This is a genomic window from Pseudomonas sp. GM_Psu_1, assembly GCF_026544185.1.
Lineage (GTDB): Bacteria > Pseudomonadota > Gammaproteobacteria > Pseudomonadales > Pseudomonadaceae > Chryseomonas > Chryseomonas oryzihabitans.
In genome coordinates, this window is the sequence record NZ_JALNUX010000001.1 from 479,070 (window position 1) to 494,818 (window position 15,749).

Annotated in this window: 15 protein-coding genes and 1 tRNA gene; 1 reads left to right on the plus strand and 15 read right to left on the minus strand. The window is 57.5% G+C overall.

The annotated features are described in order from the left end of the window. Positions 1–16 precede the first annotated feature (16 nt). The 7 genes from OXS31_RS23425 to OXS31_RS02300 form a co-directional block, all read right to left on the minus strand. Positions 17–1,417 (minus strand): restriction endonuclease subunit S, encoded by a 1,401-nt coding sequence (locus tag OXS31_RS23425; RefSeq protein ID WP_267397818.1) that lies wholly within the window; start codon positions 1,415–1,417, stop codon positions 17–19. Then, positions 1,414–2,970 carry an N-6 DNA methylase gene (locus OXS31_RS02275; protein WP_267397819.1) on the minus strand — a complete coding sequence of 519 codons (1,557 nt, stop codon included), beginning with the start codon at positions 2,968–2,970 and terminating at the stop codon, positions 1,414–1,416. The genes OXS31_RS23425 and OXS31_RS02275 overlap by 4 nt, the downstream gene beginning before the upstream one ends. Positions 2,971–3,030: 60 nt before the next feature. After that, complete coding sequence (locus OXS31_RS02280; protein WP_267397820.1) at positions 3,031–3,714, minus strand: protein phosphatase 2C domain-containing protein; 684 nt, start codon at positions 3,712–3,714, stop codon at positions 3,031–3,033. Then, positions 3,715–4,419 (minus strand): hypothetical protein, encoded by a 705-nt coding sequence (locus OXS31_RS02285; protein ID WP_267397821.1) that lies wholly within the window; start codon positions 4,417–4,419, stop codon positions 3,715–3,717. Next, complete coding sequence (locus OXS31_RS02290) at positions 4,416–5,060, minus strand: hypothetical protein (protein ID WP_058073991.1); 645 nt, start codon at positions 5,058–5,060, stop codon at positions 4,416–4,418. Before OXS31_RS02290 ends, OXS31_RS02285 begins: the two co-directional genes overlap by 4 nt. 79 nt (positions 5,061–5,139) lie before the next feature. Next, a complete protein-coding gene (gene hsdR, locus OXS31_RS02295) occupies positions 5,140–8,616 on the minus strand; it encodes a type I restriction-modification system endonuclease (protein WP_267397824.1) in 3,477 nt (1,158 codons plus the stop codon). A gap of 18 nt (positions 8,617–8,634) precedes the next feature. Beyond that, a complete protein-coding gene (locus tag OXS31_RS02300) occupies positions 8,635–8,931 on the minus strand; it encodes a hypothetical protein (protein WP_267397825.1) in 297 nt (98 codons plus the stop codon). Positions 8,932–9,284: 353 nt separating this feature from the next. Here OXS31_RS02300 and OXS31_RS02305 point away from each other — a divergent pair, with 353 nt between their 5' ends. Further along, positions 9,285–9,527, plus strand: coding sequence for a hypothetical protein (locus OXS31_RS02305; protein ID WP_267397826.1), 243 nt, complete (start codon positions 9,285–9,287; stop codon positions 9,525–9,527). A gap of 30 nt (positions 9,528–9,557) precedes the next feature. Here the strand turns inward: OXS31_RS02305 and OXS31_RS02310 are convergent, their stop codons facing one another. The 8 genes from OXS31_RS02310 to rpoD all read right to left on the minus strand — a co-directional run bounded on the left by OXS31_RS02310 (position 9,558) and on the right by rpoD (position 15,712). Further along, a complete protein-coding gene (locus tag OXS31_RS02310; RefSeq protein WP_267397827.1) occupies positions 9,558–10,085 on the minus strand; it encodes a hypothetical protein in 528 nt (175 codons plus the stop codon). Continuing rightward, the gene (locus OXS31_RS02315; RefSeq protein ID WP_267397828.1) at positions 10,082–10,474 is read right to left on the minus strand and encodes a TraK family protein; all 393 of its coding nucleotides are present in this window, start codon (positions 10,472–10,474) and stop codon (positions 10,082–10,084) included. Before OXS31_RS02315 ends, OXS31_RS02310 begins: the two co-directional genes overlap by 4 nt. Before the next feature lie 17 nt (positions 10,475–10,491). Further along, on the minus strand, positions 10,492–11,346 hold the full coding sequence (locus OXS31_RS02320) for a helix-turn-helix domain-containing protein (protein WP_267397829.1): 855 nt from the start codon (positions 11,344–11,346) through the stop codon (positions 10,492–10,494). Further along, positions 11,343–11,573: a helix-turn-helix domain-containing protein gene (locus OXS31_RS02325; RefSeq protein WP_267397830.1), complete on the minus strand. Its 231-nt coding sequence runs from the start codon at positions 11,571–11,573 to the stop codon at positions 11,343–11,345. The genes OXS31_RS02320 and OXS31_RS02325 overlap by 4 nt, the downstream gene beginning before the upstream one ends. 611 nt (positions 11,574–12,184) lie before the next feature. Then, on the minus strand, positions 12,185–12,388 hold the full coding sequence (locus tag OXS31_RS02330; RefSeq protein ID WP_241807792.1) for an AbrB/MazE/SpoVT family DNA-binding domain-containing protein: 204 nt from the start codon (positions 12,386–12,388) through the stop codon (positions 12,185–12,187). Positions 12,389–12,475: 87 nt separating this feature from the next. After that, the gene (locus tag OXS31_RS02335) at positions 12,476–13,549 is read right to left on the minus strand and encodes a site-specific integrase (protein ID WP_267397833.1); all 1,074 of its coding nucleotides are present in this window, start codon (positions 13,547–13,549) and stop codon (positions 12,476–12,478) included. 128 nt (positions 13,550–13,677) lie between these two features. After that, positions 13,678–13,754, minus strand: a tRNA-Ile gene (locus OXS31_RS02340). A gap of 104 nt (positions 13,755–13,858) precedes the next feature. Further along, on the minus strand, positions 13,859–15,712 hold the full coding sequence (rpoD, locus tag OXS31_RS02345; protein ID WP_027597508.1) for an RNA polymerase sigma factor RpoD: 1,854 nt from the start codon (positions 15,710–15,712) through the stop codon (positions 13,859–13,861). Positions 15,713–15,749: the final 37 nt, after the last annotated feature.

Below are 15,749 nucleotides of genomic sequence, written 5' to 3' on the forward strand. Positions count from 1 at the left end.
CGAGTTGATGGTCTGCTCAGGCCGAAGCCTTTCTGGTGCGCTTGGCCTTGGCCTTGGGCGCGGCGGCGCGTTGGGCTTGGATGCGTTCGAGCAGCAGGCTGGCGGGTTCGTCGTTCGGGTCTTGGGGCACCAGTTCGCCACGGAAGGCCTTGGCCAAGATGCTTTGGGTCAGATGGTCGATACGGCTTTTGGCTGAGGCGACTTTGGCTTCCAGCTGGTCGGCGAAGGCGAAGAGTTGTTCTACGCGGTGGACTATTTCGGTTTGCTCGTCCAGTGGGGGGTACAGCAACTCGGTCTTTCGCATCTTCTTAATGCCAAATGCCGCTTGCGAGGTCGCTTTACTTCCCTTGGCCGAAATCTCAAGAGCTAACGGCGAGCACCAAAACAAAAAGTGATAGCTTGGAACGACTTTCTCGCGAATAGGCTTTACCAAAATTACATTTGCAGAAATGGTGTATTCACCGCCTGCTGGAACTTTAGTGGCAGAGCCAATTGTGCCAATTTTCCCAAAAATGAAATCGCCATCATTGATGGAGTACCTATCTCTGTGCTCATCCAAAACTGATCTTGAGACTTTGCGGGAATTCTCGAAGTCAATTAAACCAAGTTTGTTGATATCACCAATCCCGATATAAGGAACTCCATTAAGATCTTCGCTTGGCGTCCTATGGCTCGGGTGTGGATCAATTACGTCTGCAATTTCATCATGAATAAAGCTAAACCATGATGCTGACACAGCGGTCTGTTCCGGACTGTGCAAGCCATTTTTTGCCTCTGCGCGCATTGAGCGCGCACGCCACTCCTCTGTTAACCGCCCGGAAACCGCTGCGGCGAGGACGGATTGGCGGAAGCGTTTGAGTAGCGCGGGGATGGCGTCGATGCGGGCTTTGAGGGTGTCGACCTGGGCCAGCAGTTCATCGAGTTTTTGGGCGATGCGGGTTTGTTCGGCAAGTGGTGCAATCGGGGCCGGCATTGTCCCAAGTGCCTTTAGATAAATCCCTTTCTGCGCAGTCCCTTTGGCATTTTCCAAGAAGAAATTTTGCGCTACGGGTGAATCTAATAAGTAGCGGAGATAGCTTGAGTTAATGGTTTCTGGCTTGAGAACGGCAACGCTTCGCTGCAACGTGAACTCTTTGTGTACCTCAGGAACGACAGCGGTACGGCCTAAGGCTCCAACAATTGTTAGCAGCACATCTCCAGCAGAGATGCTGGTTCTCTTGTTCTCGACTTCAAAGTCTTCGTCGCTGAGTAGACGTGACTCATCAAAATGTATTTTGCCGTTCTGAATATTCTTGGCACTTAGCATCGGTTTGCCACTTGCTTGGCCAGAAGGCGGGTTATGAGAGCCATCGACGATTCGATAGCAAACATCTGCAAGCGTTGCCATCTGCCAAGTTTCCGGAATATTCCAGCTCACGACTTGAACTCCGCGTCAGCCTCTTCAGTCACCGCCAACCCCATCACCTCCGCCATCAGCTGCTTCTGCGCCGCCACTTCATCGCCTGCCCCAAGCGCCTTCATCAACTCTTCCAGCTCATGCAGGGCTTCGGTCAGTTCGGCCATGGCTTCGCCGGCCAGCACTTCCGGGGCGGGGAGGTCGGCGGCGTCCAGGCTATCGGCATCCTTTAGCCAGCTGATATCCAGGGAGTCGCCACGCTCGCGGATCTGCTCGCGGGTGAATACACGGAAGCGGCTGAGCTCGCCGATACCCTCAACATTTTCGGCGCGTGGGCTATTGCCGTTGGGATCATCGCCATAGGCGTCCTCGAAGGGCTTGAGGTGCTGCGCACCAAAGGGCGTGCGCTTGCCAAAGCTGGGCATATTGCTGCGCAGGTCATAGACCCATACGCGCTGGGTGCAGCCTTGTTCCTGACGCGGGTTGGCCTGGGTGCCTTTCTGGAAGAACAACACATTGGTCTTGACGCCTTGCGCATAAAAAATGCCGGTGGGCAGGCGCAGGAGGGTGTGCAGGTTGCACTTGTCCATCAGGTCGCGGCGCACGTCGGTGCCGACGCCGGCCTCGAACAGGACGTTGTCCGGCAGTACCACGGCGGCGCGGCCACCGGGTTTCAGGCCTCGATAGATGTGCTGCAAGAAGGCCAGCTGCTTGTTGCTGGTCTTGTAGGTGAGGTCGTCGCGGGTGGGGCCGCCGCCTCCCTTGGCGGTGCCGAACGGAGGGTTGGAGAGAATCACCTCGACCTTGGGCAGGCTGGCGCCAACCTGGCCCAAGGCGTTGCCCAGGTGCACTACGCCTTCCTCATCGCCTTCCATGCCATGCAGCAGGGTGTTCATCAGGGCCAGGCGGCGCGTGCCGGGCACCAGTTCGATGCCGATGAAGGCCCTGTTGCGCTGGAAGCTGCGGGCTTTTTCGTCGAGGTCGTAGAGGTCGTCGGTGTGTTGCTTGATATAGGCGTCGGCGGCAATCAGAAAGCCTGCGGTGCCAGCGGCCGGGTCCTGAATTACTTCGCCGGGCTGCGGCTTGATGCAGCGGATAATGCTGTCGATCAGCGGGCGGGGGGTGAAGTACTGGCCGGCGCCGGATTTGGTTTCGCTGGCGTTCTTCTCCAGCAGGCCTTCATACAAATCACCGAGGCCGTCCTGGCGGGCGCTGAACCAGTCGATGCCATCCAGGCTCTTGATCAGTTGTTCCAGGTGGCGCGGTTCTTTCAGGCGGGTCTGGGCGTCGGCGTAGATGGCTGCAATCAGCGGATCTTCGTTCTTGCCCAGGTCGAGCAGCATCTGCCGGTAATGGTTGAGCAGGTTGAGACCGGATTTTTCGGTGAGATCCGGCCAGCGTGCGCCTGCGGGCAGCTTGTGCTCGAACTGGTTGCCGCTTTGGGCCTGTTCGTATTCCATCTTGATAAACAACAGGAGCACCAGTTCGGTGACGTAGTCGCTGTAGTTGATGCCGTCGTCGCGCAGCACGTCGCAGAGGTTCCAGAGCTTCTGGACGATGTCGGAGTTGGTCATGGTGGGGTCTCAAACTGATTTATAGGGTCGTGAGCCGAATAGGGGGTGTTATTCGGCTCATCAAGTAGGCGGTGTGATGATGCTCAGGCAGCTGATGTCGTCATCGGTGGGCGGCGCGGGCAGGTTGCCGTTGCGTAAAAAATTCTGTTGTTCCTGGGAGCTAAGGCCTGCCCAGAAACCGTCAGTGGCCAGCAGCCAATGCTGGTTTGGCTCAAGAGGCCAGTGGTTTATCTCAGGATCGCTTGCACGCCTGGGGCTAAAGCAGCGAGTCAGGCTGTGGCGTGATGGCTCTTGCGCAATTTCTGCGTGAGTGAGGTTGCCTTGCCAGTTGAGGGCGCAGTGCGCGTTGCTCAGCCAGTTGATCGTGCCGCTTTGTTCGATCAGCCCAAGGCAGCAGTCGCCTTCGTGAATGCTGAACGCGGCATCGGCGAGCAGGCACAGCACCAAGTAGCTGCAGGCTGCCTGTGGGTGCTCATCACGCAGTGTCTGATGGCTGCTGGCGATTATCTGCAGTAGCGCTTCGGCCAGTTGCTCTGGGTTCCGCTCAGCTGCAGGCAAGAGGCTGAAGTCATGGGTGAGGTTTGCAAGCAGGGCTTCGGCCAGTTCGCCGCTGCCAGGGTGGCTGCTACTGCCATCAGCGATCAGGTAGAGGCTGGCATGGGCCGGCTCGATATGGGCGCAGGTATCCCGGTTGTCGGCTGTGATGGTGCCGGCCTGGGTGTGCCATTGCAGGGTTGCGCGCATTCAGGTCGCTACCTGGGCGATATGGTGCAAGCGCTGCCAGATAATTTGCTCACGCTCGTTATCGCCACGAGCGGCGTCCTGCACCAGGTAGCCGAAGTCGTTAGTGCCTAGCAGTGCGGTGAGCTTTTCTGCCAGGTAGGCGCGTAGTTCGGGGGCTGCAGCGTCGACTTCCTGCAGCAGTTCTTCGCGACCGTTGACCAGGTTGAGAATGTCCTCAAGATCCTGGCTAGCCAATGGGTTCTGCATTCCGCGCCCGGCATAGGCTTCCAGTTTGCTGCCAAGAAAGTAGGGCGGGGTGAATAGGCGAATACGACAACCGCTGGGTAACGCGTGCCACTGTGCGTTGGCCAGGCCGTCCTTGAACCAGCGGTTATTACAGCCCAGTAGATCGGCGGTTTCGGTATCTTCGGGCATGAAGTCAACCTTCAACTCACCGAGGCGCAGGCGACAGATGACGTCATCCTGCGGTGATTGTTTGAAGCCTTTTTGTTGCAGTTGCTCGACCAGCTTTTGCCATTGGGTGTAGCCGGTGAGATGAACAACCAAATCGACATCGTCGGTGTAACGCACTTCTTCACGGCTGAATTCATCAGTCAACAGTAGGGCTGTGGTGCAGCCGCCGACGAATGCAACCTCTTGGCAAAGGTTTGGGCCGAGCGCCTGGGCGACCACTTCGAGCATTTGAATGTTGTGTGTGTGGCTCATGCTTGCAGAACCTTCTCACGCAGGATTTCGTTGGCGAGATTGGCCTCCCTGGCATTACCCAGGCGAATTGCATCTATCAGGGCCAGATATTCATACAGGCGAGGGTCTTTCTTGACCGCTCCGGGCACTGTTTTGAATAAGGGGGTAATGGATTGCCCCTTGCGATTGCCGTAAGCGTCTGGCCAAACATGGATAAGGTCGCCGCCGCTCATTAGCTTGTCCTGCAGCACGGGCGCGGAAAAGCTGGTGGGAATACCTCGGACAATTTCTGCTGGTTTGACTGGAAATACATAGCGCAAGCCGTACTCGATAAAGCCCAGTAGTGCCTTGCTGTTGACCCGAGGCAGCTGGGTGTTTGGGTCTACCCGCAATAGCCCGATCTGCTGGCAGCGCTTTAGCGCTGAGGCAATTTCGGTTTTGCTGATACCGAGTGATGCTTGCAGTGCGCGAACGGAGTAGCTGTCGTGGTGGACGGGTGGATCTTGCTCTGAATGATCTTCCCAACCTTGCCATTGGTCGGCTGCGTAGATGTCGCCGAGTTTAATCAGCTCTGCAGTTTCGCTGTCGAGCCTTTGCTGCAGGCGCTCGCGCTGCTCAAGGCAGATCAATTTGATCAGCAACAGAACGTCTTGACTCTTCATGGCGGCCTCAGCTAAAGACTGTCCTTTGTCCTAGGACTGAGGACAGTTTAAGCGTCCATCTATAGTAGCTGTCAATCACTCAGCTAGCCGCTTGCCACAGGTTCTCGTTCAAGGCTTCCAATACCCTATCCAGGTTACCGCCCAGGTTGCGATCCAGCGCTTTGAGGCCGCCATCGTTACGGAAGGCATCGTTGACCTGCTGCGGGTCGATGACCACTTCATGCACCAGTTGCTTGGCCAGGCGATCCAGCCATTTGCGTTGCACGGGCGTCCAGGGTTGCTGGGCGTAGATGGTTTGCATGGCCTTGGCCACGCGTTGGTCGAAGGGCAGTAGGGCTTCGCCGATGGCAGCCTGGCGAATGTAGCCAATGATGCTGGCGGCGATTTCCTGGTTGGCCTGGTTGCGCCAAGCGCTTTTCAGGCTGGCTTCGCTGAAACCGTGCTGGTCGAGCAGCAGGCGGACTTCGCGCAGTTGCTCGCGGGTCAGATCCTTGGGGCGGTTGACCACCACGCCAAGGGCGGCGGACTGGTTGAGTTGGTTGCGAATAAAGTCGTTGAAGCTTTCAAGGTAGTCGGCTGGTTTCTGGTTTTGCCCGTAGTTCTGCTCACGCACCAGCAGTTCATCGCTGTGGGTGGAAATAACCGGGTAGTTCTCCGAGCCGACCAGGGTGCTAACGGCGGCGAGCTGGTTGAGCAACTGGCTGTGTTGGCGGACGAAGTTGGCCGCTTGCTGCGGGCCAAGGTCGTGCAGATGTTTGTGCAGTTGGGCCGGCTCAACGCCCCACACGTCTTGCAGCTCATCGAGCTTTTTCTTCAGCGTGGGTTTGTCCTCGGCCTTGTGCTGGGCCTTACGCAGAATACGCATGACGCGCTGGCTCAGTTGGTCGAGCACGTCATGGGCGTGGCTGCTGTCGCTTTGGCTGCCGGGTGCGTCATGGCTGGCGCCGCTGGTGAGTTCGCTGACCAGTTGCTCCAGGCTGATGTTAGGGTTCTTCACCAGGGGCTTCATGGTGTCGACCGCTTCCAGGCTGGCGTAGAGATCGACGGGGTCATAGATGCGGAATACGGTTTTGCCTATGTCGTCGCAGCGGCGGGTAGCGCGGCCTTTCATCTGCTCGTAGAGGATGCGCGAGCGCACCCGGCGCATGAATACCAGATTGCAGATTCTCGGCACGTCGATACCGGTGGTGAGTAGGTCGACGGTGATGGCGATATTGGGGGTGGGCTCGTTCTTGTAGCGACGAATCAGCGTTTCAACCTTGTCGCTCTGGCCGGTGATGATTTCCACGGCGGCCTGGTTGTACTGCTCGCCGTAGGCTTCTTTGAACGCTTCATCGAGTAGGTTTTTGACCCGCTCGGCATGGGCCTGGTTGACGCAGAAGATCATGGTCTTCTCTTCGCCAAACGGGTCTAGCTCCTTGGCCAGTTCTTTACAGATGACTTTGTCGAAGGCCGGAGTGATCACGCGGCGGTTGAACGCCTCGATGTTGAAGGTGAGTTCATCTTCCAGTTCGGCCACGTCGACTTCGCCGGTCTGAGTGTTGATGACGCTAACCGACTCGCCTTTATCGAAGCGGATACCGTGCTTGCTGAGCTGGGTTTCGTAGCGGATCGGTGGTTCGTGATCCACCAGCCAGTCGTCGGCCACGGCTTCGCGGTAGCTGTAGGTGAATACCGGTTTGCCGAAGATTTCACTGGTGTGCTTGGCTGGGGTAGCGGTGAGGCCGATGCGGCAGGCGTCAAAGTGGTCGAGCACGCGGCGGTATTGTGAGAGGTACTGGCTGTGATCGCGCACGGCCAACTCACCTTCGGTCATTTCCTGGTCTAGGGTATAACCCCGGTGAGCTTCGTCGACGATGATGCAATCGAACTCACCCACGGGCGGAGGGTTATCCGAGCGGAAAATGCGGCTGACCATCGCCTGCACGGTAGCGACCTGGACGCGGGTCTCCGCTTCAGCGGCCATGTCGCCCAGCTCTTTGATGTCGTAGATCTGCGCCAGGGTGTGATTCTGCTCAAGCGTGGTGTCGTTGAACGAGTCGATGGCTTGCTGGCCGAGGGCGCTGCGGTCAACCAGAAACAGAATGCGCTTGAAGCGCTCAGTTTTCAGGAATCTGTACATCAGGCCAATGATGGTGCGGGTTTTACCGGTGCCGGTGGCCATGGCTAGTAGGCAGTCACGCTGATTATTGGCCAGGGCCTGCTCGACAGCTTGGATGGCTTTCTCCTGGTAGTCGCGCAGCTTGAGGTAAGTGAAACCTTCGGCTTTGAGCTTGGCCTCGGCGTCTGCCTGGCTGCGCTTGAGCAGATCGAGCAGATCATCGGGTTTATGGAAGTCTTGCAGCGGACGGCGTGTGTTAGCCGGGCTGCGCAGGTCACGGAACCAGGTGCCGGACTGTTCGGCGAGTTGCTTGATAAAGGGCCGGCCGTTGCAGGCAAAGGCAAAGGGCACGCGGAAGTGACCACCCTGGCCATCGTTCCAGGGCTGAGCTTGGCCGGCCAGTAGCCAGGGCTGCTGATGCTCAACCGCCAAGTTGAACTCGCGGGCGTAGCGCTCGGCTTGCGGGATGCGGTCGGCGATATTGATGCGCTTACGCTTGGCTTCAACGATGGCAATGGGTGTGAGGCCGGCGAACAGCACGTAGTCAGCGCAGGCTTTGAGGCTGCTGGTGGGCCACTCGGCGATGGCCTTGTTCTTGCCCTTCTCCGGGCGTGCCCCCTTGCCGTAGGTGAGGTCGAGGGAGTCGGCTTCCCAGCCAGCGTCGATCAACTGTTGGTCGATGATGATGCGAGTCAGGTCTTCGGATAGATCGAAGTTGCTGCTGGCCTGCTGAGTCCGCTTGGCGACCTGTTGGCTGGCTTGTGGCTGTACTGCCAGTTGCTGCTGCAGGGCTTTGAGGCTTTGTTCGTGCTCACTGCGCAGCTTTTGCAATGCGGCTTCGTGTTCGGCGGCTAGCTGCTTATGGCTGCGTGACTCGGCATCCATCTGCTCGGCAAGCACGGCGTATTCTTCGGCTTCCTGCTTGAGCAGGTCAGTCAACTTCTGGTTGCTCTCCAGTTGCTGACTGGACTCGCTGAGCTGCGTCTTGAGCTGTTCGATCTGGCTTTGCAGATCGCGCAGCGGGGCGCTGGGGTCTGCGGGAGTGACGAAGGGGCCGGGTTTGAACGCATGAGCATTCTTGGCGAACGACTGGTGATACCAGATGGCCAGTGCGCGGGCGACCCTCAGTCCATCCATGGCCTCGCGGTGCTGAGTGCGGAACTCGTGAGTGGCACGGTTGCCTTCGACGCGCAGGGTATGGAACAGGCAGCGGATGTTCTGATCCAGCTGGATCTCGCGGCTGAGCTTGTAGAGCAGGTCTGACTGCGTGGTGGTGGCATCAAACTCGATACCGGCACGGCTGGCCAAGTCCTGAGCCAGTGCCTCGCCGAGTTGGCGTAGCTTGATCAGTGTGGTGTTGGGATCGCTGGCGAAGACCTGCTCGGCTGTGATGGCAAGCTGCAGGAAAACCGGGTCGTGTTCCTGGAGAAAGGCGAAGTTACTGCTGGCTGCCATGATCGATCCTTTTGGCTTTTATCCTATAACTGCGCCAAATTGCTTCTTAGTACGCAGGATTACGGGGAGTTTACTCAAGAATAATGTGATTTGGCCACGCAGTAGCTGTTTGGCTCGAATACCTTTACCAATGTGAGATTGCCGAGCGTAATTGCTCGTTGACCCTGTCATGGCCTCCAGCTTTCCATCGCGATGGCGCAGATATTCAAAGCCTAGGAGCTCGTAAAGGCGCCCAGTAGACATATGTTTGAGCAGCTCGGCTTCGATTTCGTCGGTGATGAACATGGGCTCATCAATACGTGGGGTGTCGTTCATGCCTGTTCCTTTGGCGGATGGTCAGTCGTGGTACTGCGCTTGTACGAATTTTAGCGGCTAAAAAGGACCGGGCACTTTAGCTGCTAAAATTCTGGCTATGACCTGAGAGGTGCCGCTATGCCGAGTCAAGATGAGCTGGATGGTGTCGTGAGCGTTATGTCCTAGGGAAAACTGTAGTGGCTCGCGCGCCTCGCGAGAACAAGCGGCTTGGTCTGGGTGAGGCAGAACCGCCGACTGCGGCAGAGATTGCTGCGCTGGACTTCTCTCGTTGGAAATTTATTCCTATGGCATAGCGGTAGCCCCCTGCGGGGCTACCTGAGTTTTGGTCGCTAAAGTTTCTAGTCTCTGCGGCTGTGATTAACGAAATCGGTAATTTCGTCTTCTGGCGAGTCACCGCTTTCGCTTCCTGGCCCGATGCTGCTGGGCTGATCATCTTCTTGGCCCCGAATGGCTGCTGCCACCTGGCCGCCGAGGGTCTGCTGGGCTTGCTCCATAAAGTTGCTGCTGAGCTTGGCAGCTTTCTTCCCGCTAACCGCACCTGCACCTTTGGCAAGCTCAGCAGTGGTGCCTACGGCCAGTTTGGCGGCTTGCTGTAGCGCACTGCTGCGAAGCCAGCGAAGCGCTCGTCATTGGTTAGCCACATTTTCAGCAGTCCGCCCAAGCGCCCGGTCGGCGTTGATTTTCACTAGCTCCCCCGCCAAATAGGCGTCAATAACGCTTCCGACCTCGTATCCCATCCCTAGTAAGGGCAAGTAGGAAGACGCCGTTTTTCCTGCGTTTCTGGCGACGGCCCCTACGTGCGCTTTCTTATCTGGAATGCAGTAAACCTTGATGGATGGACTGCTTTTTCTCGTCGCTTCGCTTTGAACTCTTTTCATACTCTTAGCTTCTCGCTTCTGCTGGCGGTAGCTGGCGCCTCGCAGAGTAAGACACCCCTTGAGCGCGTAGCGCGAATGTAGGGGAGCGAAGAGGGCCGATCCGCTTGCGGGTGGGCCTACTTCACCTGTCTTGCCCGGCATTTCATGCCGATCAAAGGCCGCCTTTAGTCGCCAATGGATCGCCCCTCTGGCGTTCAGCGACGGGTGAACGCCAAGTGAATGGAAATTGAACGGTTCCGTTGATACTTGAACGACTGAGTGAGGGTTATTGTTCATTGCAGAGGCTGCTTGGCGGGTTTTGTCTTGAACACAAAGGCGTCTGCGGCAGCTTTAGGCTGCGGTCTGAACTCAGGGCGTTCCTTGTTCTGCTGATAGGGGCCATTTGATGGCACCGATGTGCCGATTAGTTGCCGTGCGTACCGACGAAACGCCTGATAGGTGAATGGAATCCGCTGCTCTTCGTGCAGCTGTTTCCAAATGGATAGCAGTGACCAGCCGTCACAGTAGGCTTGCTGAATCTCCTCGCGGAGGGCGAGGAACACGCTCCGGTTGCGGGCGGCGACGCTTGCGTTAGGCTTCTGCTGAACTCGGGCAGCAATGCGTTGCGAGAGCGATGTAGGGGCCGGCTTTGCTGTTTTCCGCTGATGAGTGTCGATGTCGTCCATGCGTTGTCCCTCAAGTTTCAACGAACAAGGTTTTTTTCGCGGGATTTGCTTGACTCCGTTGCTGTGTGCTTGCTTCCTCCAGATTTCATTGCTCGTTGAGGGATGGCGGTGACACGACATGAACCAATGCTGCTGGCTTCGCGATTGCGGAATGTCTGCTTGGCAATGCGACAGGCATCCTCAGCGGCAATACCGCCCTGAACCAGGCGCTCGACGTAGGCCGTCTCCGAGAGTGGCAGTGCTGCCTGTGGATGCTGCTGATGACCTTGACGGCGAATCACAGCGCGCAGCCAGCGTGAGGGAGAGGTTTGGATTGATCCCTTCGTCAGTGCATCGAAAAGCAGAGCGGTCACTGTCCCTTGTTCATCAGTCGGCAACTCGCCGAGCAGGCGAGAGACTTTTTGGCTCTCGAGTGCATTTAGCTGAGGAAATTTTTCTCGGCTGGGCCCTGATGGTTCTTTTGATGGTTCATATGGTGGTTCTAGGGGTGACATAGCTTCGTCACTCCCCCCCTGACACAACTTTGTCATCCCATGGGTGCCACCAGGGCCACCCTCCCCATCATGGTTTCCGCGCTTTTTGATGGGGGGTGACAATTTGTCGGGGTAGGCGAGTGCGAGCGTGTAGCTGTTAGATACTTGCCTGCCAGCTCCGTCGAATCGGGCTTCCTTGTTCAGCAAGCCGTTATTCAACAGGGACTTGATCGTCCTCTGGATTGTGCGTTCAGACGTGCAGCATTTGGCCGCAATTGTGCGCATCTTGGGCCAGCAATACCCGTGATCGTCGGCATTATCCGCCAGTGCTAGAAGCGTCAGCTTTGGTACTGGCGGAAGCTGTTGCTCCCATGCCCAGTTCATGGCCCTGATACTCATTGGTCCTTCCCAATGGTATCAATGAGCCGAGCCACTTCTGCTGTCTTGAAATAAACGCGGCGTCCAATTTTCACTCGGCACGGAAGAATCTTGCGCGAGAAATCGTTATTGCTGCAGAGGCTAATTCGCAGGCCTTGCTTGCTGCGATGTAGCAGCTCGGCAAGCTGGTCAAGTGAAAGAAGTGGGGCGCCGTTGTAGCGAGTTAATATTAATTCTTCGGTTGTCATGATATGTCTCGCGACTGTTTGCGTATGCGAGACTATTTTGTTTGCAATTGTTTTTTGGTCAATACATCATCAAAAAATTGCGTTTATTTTCAATTGTTTATCTAAACTATATTTGGGGTTGGTAGTTTGTTTAGGGTGTTTCTCGAGAAATTAGGACATAATGTCCTAATTTTCTCTGGGTATGCGCCCAAGCGCGCAGATTTTTCGTCAAGGCATCGATACGCTCGATGTTTTCGTAGGAGGTTAGGCTTTAGGGATTTTTTAGCCGCTAAATTTTTGGGCTATGGCTTGGCGGCGCAATTGGGGCAGATTGGATTTCTCGAGGCTCCGTGGTTAGTCGCAAGTGAAAAGCCCCCTTTTTAGCGAATCTTAGTATCGCGCGCCTCTAATTATGTGCTTTGTATTCGCTATCAGTTATGTCCACCTGATCGGTCAGCTGCATTGGTCGCGACCATCGCTAGCATTCGACCTGTGCAGGCTTTCCTTTCCGTTGAAAAATGAAGCTCTCGACAGAGATAATGAAATTTCAAAGAATCGGAAGCGGCCTCTCACGAGCGGCCAGAAGCCAACTAGGCGACAGGCCAACAACAGCCACCCCCAAGGTATGGTTTCTAGCTGAGAAGCCTTTGCGGTTTCGTGTCAGCTTCGCGTATCGGTTTCAGCACTATTGAACCATCAATCAATTCAATACTCATTAGATCTCCGATGCCAACGTTCATTGCCGCAAGCATTTCCGTAGGAAGGTCGATTATGACGTCACCGCTGCTATCGCCGGGATCTTGGCATTTCACAATTACCGGGACTGAGAGAGCCATAGGTTAGCCTCGCACTTGAACGAATCTGATGTAACTGATTTCTATTGGTCCGGCACTAACTAAGTTGTGTGCTGTGCTGCTTTATGATCAAGGCGCCTTGCGCTGGCGTTTCAGCTTGTCTAGCTTGCCGACGAGGTCCTCGGCCCGCAGGTGAGTGTAGCGCTTGAGCATCTGCATGGACTTGTGTCCGCTGATGGTCGAGACCTCCTGGTCGGATAGGCCGCCCTCGACCAGCCGGCTGACAGCCTCATGGCGCAGATCGTGAAAGCGCAGGTCGGGCATGCCGAGTTTTTTCTTCAGCAGTCCCCAGGTCTTCGTGAAGGCATAGGGGCGACGTTTATCGTCCTTTCCCGGTTCGCCAAAGAACACCAGGTTGCAATCTTTGGGTCGAACAGGGTTTTCCAAGGCGGCCTTGAAGGTCTCGGTGGCCAGCTTGGTGAGGGGTACTGTTCGTGCGCTGTCGTTCTTGGTGTCAGCAAGGCGCACCACGCGCTTTTTCAGGTCGACCTGGTGGCAGCGTAGTCCGGTGATCTCTGACGAGCGCATGCCTGTTTCCAGGGCGATGCGGACGATCCAGCCAAGCATTGGGTTGCTGTGGTTGTTCACGGCAGCGAGCAGGCGTCTTTCCTCATCGGCGCTCAGTCTGCGGTCGCGGCCATCACCAGGGCTTGGTTTGCGGATATTCAGCACTGGATTGAAGGTCAGTCCCAGGCCCCATTCCTGGATTGCCACGGTGTAGAGGTGGCTGAGCAGGGCCAGCTCAAGCCGCACGGTATTGTTGCTGGTGGGCGCGCCGCGCTTGCTCAGGGTGCCGAGCCGGGTGTCGCGGTAGTTGGCGATGATCTCGGCGGAGAGAGCGGCCAAGGAATATTTGCCCAGGTGCTGGAAGAGCTGCTTGGCCTTGGTGGCCTCCGCCTTGCGTGTAGCTGGCTTTTTGCTTGGCGTCACCTCGGCCAGATAGCGCTCAAGGGCCTTCTCCAGCGTTAGGCGTTCGGAGCCGCTTCGCTGGATATACACGCCGCGCACCATCTCATCTTCGGTGCGGCGTGCCCAGTCTTCGGCGTCGCGCTTGGTTCGGAAGGTTTTGGTGTTGGTCGGCCAGCCCGTTTTTCGGACTACTGCCTTCCATGTGCCGGCAGGGGTTTTGACGATTGTGGCCATCTGAAAGGGACTCCAAAGGCAGGCTGGCGTACCAGCACTGTACCGATTTTGTACCTTTGGACCATAGGACTGATCCAGATGCCACAACCTTGGAAGGCTTAAAGCCTCGCAGCGCGCGGCTTTGAAGGTGGTGGGCCCACACGGACTCGAACCGTGGACCAAAGGATTATGAGTCCTCTGCTCTAACCGACTGAGCTATAGGCCCTATAGCGCGGTGGAGTATACCGGGGGTGGCAGGGATCGCCAAACCCTTGTCGGGCATAAAAAAACCGGAGCCTGGGCTCCGGTTTTCTGTACTGCGCTGGCGCCTTACTCGTCGAGGAAGGAGCGCAGGTGTTCGCTGCGGGACGGGTGGCGCAGCTTGCGCAGGGCCTTGGCTTCGATCTGGCGGATACGCTCGCGGGTGACGTCGAACTGCTTGCCCACTTCCTCGAGGGTGTGGTCGGTGTTCATGTCGATGCCGAAACGCATGCGCAGGACCTTGGCTTCACGGGCGGTGAGGCCGGAGAGCACGTCGCGGGTGGCTTCCTTGAGGCTTTCGCTGGTGGCCACTTCGATCGGGGACTGCATGGTGCTGTCCTCGATGAAATCGCCCAGGTGCGAATCCTCGTCGTCGCCGATGGGCGTCTCCATGGAGATCGGTTCCTTGGCGATCTTGAGCACCTTGCGAATCTTGTCCTCGGGCATCTCCATGCGCTCGCCCAGCTCTTCCGGGGTCGGCTCGCGGCCCATCTCCTGCAACATCTGGCGGGAGATCCGGTTCAGCTTGTTGATCGTCTCGATCATGTGCACCGGAATCCGGATGGTGCGCGCCTGGTCGGCGATGGAGCGGGTGATGGCCTGGCGAATCCACCAGGTGGCATAGGTGGAGAACTTGTAGCCACGGCGGTATTCGAACTTGTCCACCGCCTTCATCAGGCCGATGTTGCCTTCCTGGATCAGGTCGAGGAATTGCAGACCGCGGTTGGTGTACTTCTTGGCGATGGAGATCACCAGACGCAGGTTCGCCTCGACCATTTCCTTCTTGGCACGGCGGGCCTTGGCCTCGCCGATGGACATGGCGCGGTTGATGTCCTTGATCTGCGAGACCTTCAGCTCGTAGTCGCGCTCCAGCTCGGCCAGCTGGGCCTGCTTGGCCTGGATGTCGGCCTGGAAGCGCTCGAGACCTTCGGCGTACTTGGGCTTGCCCTTGAGCAGGCCGGCGGTCCACTCGGTGTTGGTCTCGTTGCCGGGGAAGTGGCGCAGGAAGTCGGCACGCGGCATGCGCGCATCGCGCACGGCCAGCTGCATGATGGCGCGCTCGAGGCCACGCACGCGCTCCAGGGACTCGCGCACGCGGGTCACCAGGGCTTCGTACTGCTTGGGTACCAGCTTGATCGGCGAGAACAGCAGCGCCAGGGCGACGAATTCCTCCACGGCGCGATCGTCGTCGCGGCCGTGCTTCTTCAGCACCTTCTGGGTCTTTTCCAGCTGCTCGGCGACCGCGCCGAAACGCAGGCGAGCCTCTTCCGGATCCGGACCGCCGTCGCCTTCTTCCTCGGCGTCGTCGTCGCTCTCTTCCTCGTCGTCCTTCTCGTCGTCCACGGCCTTGGCATCGGCGGCCTTGTTCGGGACGGGCAGCTCATCGCTCTCGTTCGGCAGGCTGCCGTCGTCGGGATCGATGTAGCCGGCGAGGACGTCGGACAGGCGACCACCTTCGGTGGTGACGCGGGTGTATTCGCTGAGGATGTAGTCGACGGTGCCCGGGAACTGGGCGATGGCGCCCATGACTTCGCGGATGCCTTCCTCGATGCGCTTGGCGATCTCGATCTCGCCTTCGCGGGTCAGCAGTTCCACGGTACCCATTTCACGCATGTACATGCGCACCGGGTCGGTGGTGCGGCCGACATCGCTCTCCACTGCGGCCAGGGCGGCAGCGGCTTCTTCGGCGGCGGCTTCGTCGGTATCCGTCTCGGCCAGCAGCAGGGCATCGGCGTCCGGCGCGGTCTCGAATACGTTGATCCCCATGTCATTGATCATGCGGATGATGTCTTCCACCTGTTCCGGATCTGAAATATCCTCCGGCAGGTGGTCATTGACCTCCGCGTAAGTCAGGTAACCCTGCTCACGACCGCGGGCGATCAATTCTTTCAGACGGGATTGCTGTTGCGCTTTTCCGGACATAGGTACCCTTCCACTGAAGGCTTAGGCGGGCAAAAAT